Source organism: Candidatus Aminicenantes bacterium (assembly GCA_026393795.1).
GTDB lineage: Bacteria > Acidobacteriota > Aminicenantia > UBA2199 > UBA2199 > UBA2199.
The window spans coordinates 1-6,085 of record JAPKZL010000237.1; the positions used below are offsets into that span (position 1 = coordinate 1).

The 6,085-nt window shown below is 55.3% G+C and carries 5 protein-coding genes and 1 riboswitch; of the genes, 4 read left to right on the forward strand and 1 reads right to left on the reverse strand.

The annotated features are described in order from the left end of the window. From NTW95_12325 to NTW95_12335, 3 genes are all read left to right on the forward strand, one after another. On the forward strand, positions 1-1,169 hold a 1,169-nt coding region (locus tag NTW95_12325), incomplete at its 5' end, for a response regulator (protein MCX6558193.1). A 177-nt stretch (positions 1,170-1,346) separates the two neighbouring features. After that, positions 1,347-3,260 carry an ATP-binding cassette domain-containing protein gene (locus tag NTW95_12330; GenBank protein MCX6558194.1) on the forward strand — a complete coding sequence of 638 codons (1,914 nt, stop codon included), beginning with the start codon at positions 1,347-1,349 and terminating at the stop codon, positions 3,258-3,260. Positions 3,261-3,318: 58 nt separating this feature from the next. Then, positions 3,319-3,425: riboswitch (SAM riboswitch) on the forward strand. Then, complete coding sequence (locus NTW95_12335; GenBank protein MCX6558195.1) at positions 3,419-3,652, forward strand: hypothetical protein; 234 nt, start codon at positions 3,419-3,421, stop codon at positions 3,650-3,652. Its footprint overlaps the riboswitch before it by 7 nt. A gap of 15 nt (positions 3,653-3,667) precedes the next feature. Here the strand turns inward: NTW95_12335 and NTW95_12340 are convergent, their stop codons facing one another. Continuing rightward, positions 3,668-4,261: an isochorismatase family protein gene (locus tag NTW95_12340; protein MCX6558196.1), complete on the reverse strand. Its 594-nt coding sequence runs from the start codon at positions 4,259-4,261 to the stop codon at positions 3,668-3,670. A gap of 172 nt (positions 4,262-4,433) precedes the next feature. Here NTW95_12340 and NTW95_12345 point away from each other — a divergent pair, with 172 nt between their 5' ends. Next, positions 4,434-5,825 carry a hypothetical protein gene (locus tag NTW95_12345; GenBank protein MCX6558197.1) on the forward strand — a complete coding sequence of 464 codons (1,392 nt, stop codon included), beginning with the start codon at positions 4,434-4,436 and terminating at the stop codon, positions 5,823-5,825. Positions 5,826-6,085 lie beyond the last annotated feature (260 nt).

Sequence of the window (6,085 nt, forward strand, 5' to 3'; positions counted from 1 at the left end):
AGGAGGAGCACCGCATCCTGGAAAACGAGATGCGCCAGAACCAGAAGCTGGAGAGCCTGGGCACCCTGGCCGGCGGCATCGCCCACGACTTCAACAACATCATCTCGATCATCAGCGGTCATGCCGAGTTGATGGCCGGCAAGCTGAAGGAGCGTTCGCCGTTTCGACCCGCGCTGCAGACGATCACCGACACCGCCGAGCGCGGCGGCGCCATCGTCAGGCAGATATTGACCTTCGCCCGCAAGTCGGAAGCCGATTTCAGATCGCTCCATATCCAGGAACTGGTCGCCGAGCTGGTCAAGATGCTGCGGGTGACCTTTCCACGCACCATCGAGATCAGCTATTCCTGCCCGCCCGATTTGCCCCAGGTTTGGATGGATCCCAGCCAACTGCACCAAGCGTTGCTCAACCTGTGCATCAACGCCCGCGACGCCATGGCCGGCACCGGCAAGCTCGGCATCATGACGTCCCTGATCGAAGGCGGGGAGATCGCCGCCCGCTTCCCGGCCGCCGAAGGCAAACGCCTGATCCGCATCCAGGTCAGCGATACCGGCATGGGCATGGATGAAAAAACCCGGGCCCGCATATTCGAGCCGTTCTTCACCACCAAAGGCCGCTACCAGGGGACCGGACTCGGACTGGCCGTGGTCTACGGAGTGGTAAAGACCCACAAGGGTTTTATTGAAGTCGACAGCCAGCCGGGCCGGGGCACGGTTTTTTCCCTGTATTTCCCGGCGTCGGAAGTCCAGGCCGTTCGGCCGGAGCAGCTGGACCTGGATACGGAGACAATCGCCCGCGGCAGCGAGACCATCCTGGTGGTCGAGGACGAGGAGAGCCTCAGGGAACTCCTGACCTCCATACTGCACGAATACGGCTACCAGATACTCATCGCCCGTGACGGCATGGAGGCGCTGGAGCGCTACCGGCGCCACCGCGACGACATCCATCTGGTCGTCACCGACATGGACCTGCCCAAGCTGAATGGCGCGGCCGTGAGCCGGTCGATCTTGAGCGACAATCCCGATGTGAAGATCATCCTGATTTCGGGTTTCGTCGAGCCGGCGCTGAAAGCATCCATCCTGGCCGACGGCATCCGCGAGTTCGTGGCGAAGCCGTACACCATGCCGCATATGTTGAACATCATCCGCAAAGTGCTGGACAACGATTGAACACTAAATAAACATTTCGATCTGAGTATCCATAAAACGACAAAAGCAATTTTTCAACAACAACATTGGTTTTGCGATGGCGCGGGTATAGGATATACTACTTTATAACGAGAATGATTATTATAGTTTTCGGCGAACCATTGCCGGAAGACAGGGAGAAGTGAGGGCATTTAGCCGATGGCACTGCTCAGTGTGAAAGACGTTTGTGTCGGTTTCGGCGGTTTTCTGCTGCTGGACCATATTGGACTGCATATCGAACCCCACGAACGAGTCTGTCTGCTAGGGCGCAACGGCAGCGGTAAAACCACAATGTTGAAGCTGATCAACGGCGAAATCAATCCTGACAGCGGAACTATCGCCCGCGGCCAGGGGATTGTCACCGCCCGCCTGGACCAGGAGATCCCCGAAGGGATTGCCGGCCCGGTCATCAATATAGTCACTTCCGGACTTGCGGCCAAAGGCAAACTCCTGGCCGATTACCATCACGCCAGCGCCATGCTGGCCGACAGCCAGGAAAATGACACCCGGCTTCTGGCCCGTTTGGACCTTCTGGGACAACAGTTGGACGCTGAAAACGGCTGGGAGATCCATCGCCAGGTCGACCTGGTCATTGCCCGGATGAAACTCCCGGCCGACGCGGATTTCGCCACCCTGTCCACAGGGTTGAAACGGCGCACGCTGCTGGCCAAGGCCCTGGTTGCGGGACCGGATATCCTTATGCTCGATGAACCGACCAATCACCTGGATATCGAAGCCATTTCCTGGCTGGAGGGTTTTCTGGCCGCATACGGCGGTACCATCCTGCTCGTCACCCATGACCGGCAGCTGGTGCAAAAACTGGCCAGCCGGATCATCGAGATCGACCGCGGCCGGCTTTTGGACTGGAGCTGTGATTACCCGACCTTTATCCAGCGCAAAGAGGAGAGCCTGGCCAATGAAGAGAGCCAGAACCGGCTTTTCGATAAAAAATTGTCGGTTGAAGAAGCTTGGCTCCGCCAGGGAGTCAAGGCCCGCCGCACCCGCAGCCAGGACCGCCTCAAGACCCTGTTGAAAATGCGCGCCCAACGACGCCAGCGGCAGGAACGGCCCGGCGGAGTGGCCATGACCCTGCAGCATGGACGGCGCTCCGGAAACCTGGTTGTCGAGGCGAAAAATGTTTATTACCAATATCCCGGGAAACAAGTGCTCCGCGATTTTTCAACCACGATCATGCGCGGAGACCGGGTCGGCATCATCGGAGCAAACGGCTGCGGCAAGACCACCCTGCTGCGGTTGCTCATTGGCGAAATCCTCCCGCAACAGGGGCATATCCACCTGGGCACAAACCTGGAGGCCATCTATTTTGATCAATTGCGCGAGCAGCTCGATCCTGAAAAAACGGTTTTCGACAACGTGGCCGACGGCAATGACAGGGTCATCATCAACGGTGTTACCCAGCATGTGATCGGCTATTTGCAGAAATTTCTCTTCACGGCGGAGCGGGCGTGCACCAAAGTGAAATCCCTGTCGGGCGGAGAACGGTGCCGCTTGCTGCTGGCTCGCTTGTTCACCCGGCCCGCCAATGTCCTGGTCCTGGACGAGCCCACCAATGATCTCGATATCGAAACCCTCGAATTCTTGGAGGAATTGCTCATCGATTTTCGGGGCACATTGCTGCTGGTGAGCCACGACCGGGCTTTTTTAAACAACGTGGTGACCAGCACCCTGGTTTTTGCCGGAGAAGGGAAAATAGAGGAATACGTGGGCGGATACGACGATGGACTGCGTCAAAGGGAAATTTCCCAGACCCCGGCCAATGAAAAAACACAAAAAAAACCTCCAAGCAAAGTCCGGCCGGCAACTTTGAAAATCACCTTCAAGGAAAAAAGGGAATTGGAAACTCTGCCGGAAAAGATTAAAAATCTGGAAGAAGAACGGAAAAATATCTACCAGTCCCTGGCCGATCCCGCTTTTTATCGCAGTGGCAACAACACTGTCAGCACCGCCAATTCACGCCTGCAGGCGCTGGAAAAGGATTTGGTCGCGACTTATTTACGCTGGGAGTATCTGGAAGAGCGGAAAGGGCAGACAGCCGCGGCCTTAAAAAAATAAATGGACAAAAACTTCTTTTTATACTATACATGCAGTGAGTTATTTGACAGCTTTGACTGAGTCATGAAGAACGGTTGAGAGTCCGGCTCGACGAACCCGTGCCAACCTGTTCCCCTCGGGGAACAAGGTGGCAATGCCATTCACCGAGGAGGTGGACCATGACGAAAGTTAAATTCATCAACGAGTATTATTTTTTCGAATACCAGACCTGCCGGGGGGTCCGGCAACGGTTTCATTATTACCTTAACGCTGCGCTTTATCCCTTTGCCCAGCCTCTGCCCGGCTCCTCCACCCATTGTCTTGTAGAGGCGGAAAAGACCGTTTTTTCAAGCGATTTTTTGCCTGAGCGCGCTTTTTCCAAAAAATTCCTGCGCGACGAACCGCTAAGTTAAAGGCTGGCGCTGCTTCTAATTGCGGGCGGTCTCCAGCAGCAATTTGAGCGCCCCATAGTCGATGGTGCGGCAAATTTCCTGGACATAACCGGTCAGGACGGCGTTGTGGCTAATCAGCGCGTTCTTGAGCATGAAAACGTTGTAGTCGGCGTCCATAGCGCCGTGATAGGTGGCCAGGACGCAGCCCACAGCGCTCAAACCGCAGAGGAACAGGGTATTGCAGCCCTTGCCACGCAGCACCTTGTCCAAATCCGTTTTCTTGAAAGCGCTGGGATAGTTCTTGACGATCTTGGCGTCATCAGGCAGGACGGTGACCGTCTTGGGAAATTCGAAGGCCTCGCTATCCGGCTTGGGCCCTTCCTGAAGATCGGTGTGGTAGACGCGGATGACCGGAAAGCCGTTGGCCCTGAACAGGTCGATGTAGTAATTGATCATCTTCAAGCCCGGTTCCTTGTCCTTTTCATCCATGTAGGGCAGATAGGCGTTCTGGATATCGATGACCAGCAACGCCGGCTTCATTTTCACCGGAATGGGTTTCGCCGCATCTGCGGCCGTCAGCCAAGCCAGGGAAATGATCAGCAACAGCATCAACAGCACTATTTTTTTCATACGTCCTCCCATCGGGCATGCACCGACCATTCATCTTTCATGCCTTTCATTTCATGACAGAAACAAAGTTATGGCATCATTTTGCCTGTTTTTCCATGGGACTAAAGTAATATTTTATGAATAATATCCCAATAAATTTGAGATCGGCTCGGATTTCCAATAAAATATGAGCATGAAAAAACACCGCTATCCCGGCAACCGGCTCAGAACGAAATATTTGTTGATCACGATTCTTGTCTTGCGATCATTGGCGGGCGCTTGGCCCGCCCCGGCCAAGGGAATCCTGTCGTTGAACGGAGTCGCCGAGGAGTATGTCAGGCTGGCTTTGCTTGTCGGCGCCTACGCTCCCGGCTACATCGACGCGTATTACGGGCCGGGAGAATGGAAGATAAAAAACGAGGAGGATCTCCGCCGCGGCGGGTTCCAGGCTGTCGGGGTCAGGAAGCGGGCGGAATCGGTCTTGCGCGAACTGAATATTCTTGCCGGAAGAAATTTGTCGGCGCTGGATACACTCAGGCTGGAGTTCCTCAAAAAACAAATGATCGCCCTGAAAGCCGAAATCGATGCCCTGTCAGGGATAAAATTCACCTTTGACCAGGAATCGCAATTGTTTTATGACGCCGTCTCCCCGGCCCGCCGTCGCGAGGAGTTTGAAAAAAAGGTCGCGCTGCTGGAGGCGGCCCTGCCCGGAGAGGGAAGCCTGCAGGAGAGGGTGGCGGCGTTCAAGAACGAGTTTATCATCCCCGCCGCAAAACTCCCGGCCGTGTTCGAAGCGGCCATCGCCGAATGCCGGCGCCGGACCCTGGCGCATATCGCCCTGCCGGCAAATGAAAGCTTCAAGGCCGCGTACGTGCAGGACAAGCCCTGGGGCGCCTATAACTGGTACAAGGGAAACGCTTACAGCCTGATCGAGGTGAATACCGACCTGCCGATGCAGATCGACTCAGCCGTGCGCATCGCCGCCCACGAAGGCTACCCGGGCCACCACGTGTACAACGTCCTGCTCGAGCAGAAGCTGGCCAAGGAAAAGGGCTGGAGCGAATTCACGGTCTATCCCCTGTTCAGCCCCCAGTCACTCATCGCCGAAGGGACGGCCAACTACGGCATCGAACTGATCTTTCCCGGCGACGAAAAATTACAATTTGAAATCGACAAACTATATCCGCTGGCCGGCATCGATCCGCAAAAAGCCGGGAAACTGGCCCAGGTGCAGAAATTAGTGGACGAGTTGCGCTACGCTGAAAACGAAGCCGCCCGCGGCTACCTGGACGGCGCGATTTCCCGGGAAGAGGCGCTGGACTGGCTGGCCCGCTTTTCCCTGGAATCGCCCGAAAGGGCGGCCAAGACCATCGATTTCTGGAATGCGTATCGCAGCTACATCATCAACTACAACCTCGGCCAGGACATCGTCCGCGCCTTCGTGGAGAAAACAGCGGGGATGGACTCGAGCCTGGACGGCAACGGCCGTCCCCTTGGGGGACTGGAAGCCAAATGGCGGGTTTTCATCGACATTCTCTCCACCCCGCGCACGCCGTCCGGGCTGCAGCAATTTAAAGAAAAGTAGGTTCGAGGTTCGACGTTCGGCGTTCGACGTTGTAAGAAAAGACACACAAACGAAATTCATTTGATAAATGCCAAGACGATTTAAATATTTTCTTCTTTCTTTAACTTCGAACTTCGAACCACTACTGTCCTAATAAAGTTTCGATGATATAGAAGCCGGCCCCTCTTTTGGGTAAAATTGATTTGCCTTAGATCGACTTTATCCTAGGAGGTGCCAGCCGTGGCATATTCTAACACAGTTTTCAGGCAATTGGTCAACCT

Coding starts and splice junctions, on each gene's coding strand:
- NTW95_12340 (MCX6558196.1), bottom strand. CDS start 4,261: ATGAAAAAAATAGTGCTGTTGATGCTGTTGCTGATCATTTCCCTGGCT.
- NTW95_12330 (MCX6558194.1), top strand. CDS start 1,347: ATGGCACTGCTCAGTGTGAAAGACGTTTGTGTCGGTTTCGGCGGTTTT.
- NTW95_12335 (MCX6558195.1), top strand. CDS start 3,419: ATGACGAAAGTTAAATTCATCAACGAGTATTATTTTTTCGAATACCAG.
- NTW95_12345 (MCX6558197.1), top strand. CDS start 4,434: ATGAAAAAACACCGCTATCCCGGCAACCGGCTCAGAACGAAATATTTG.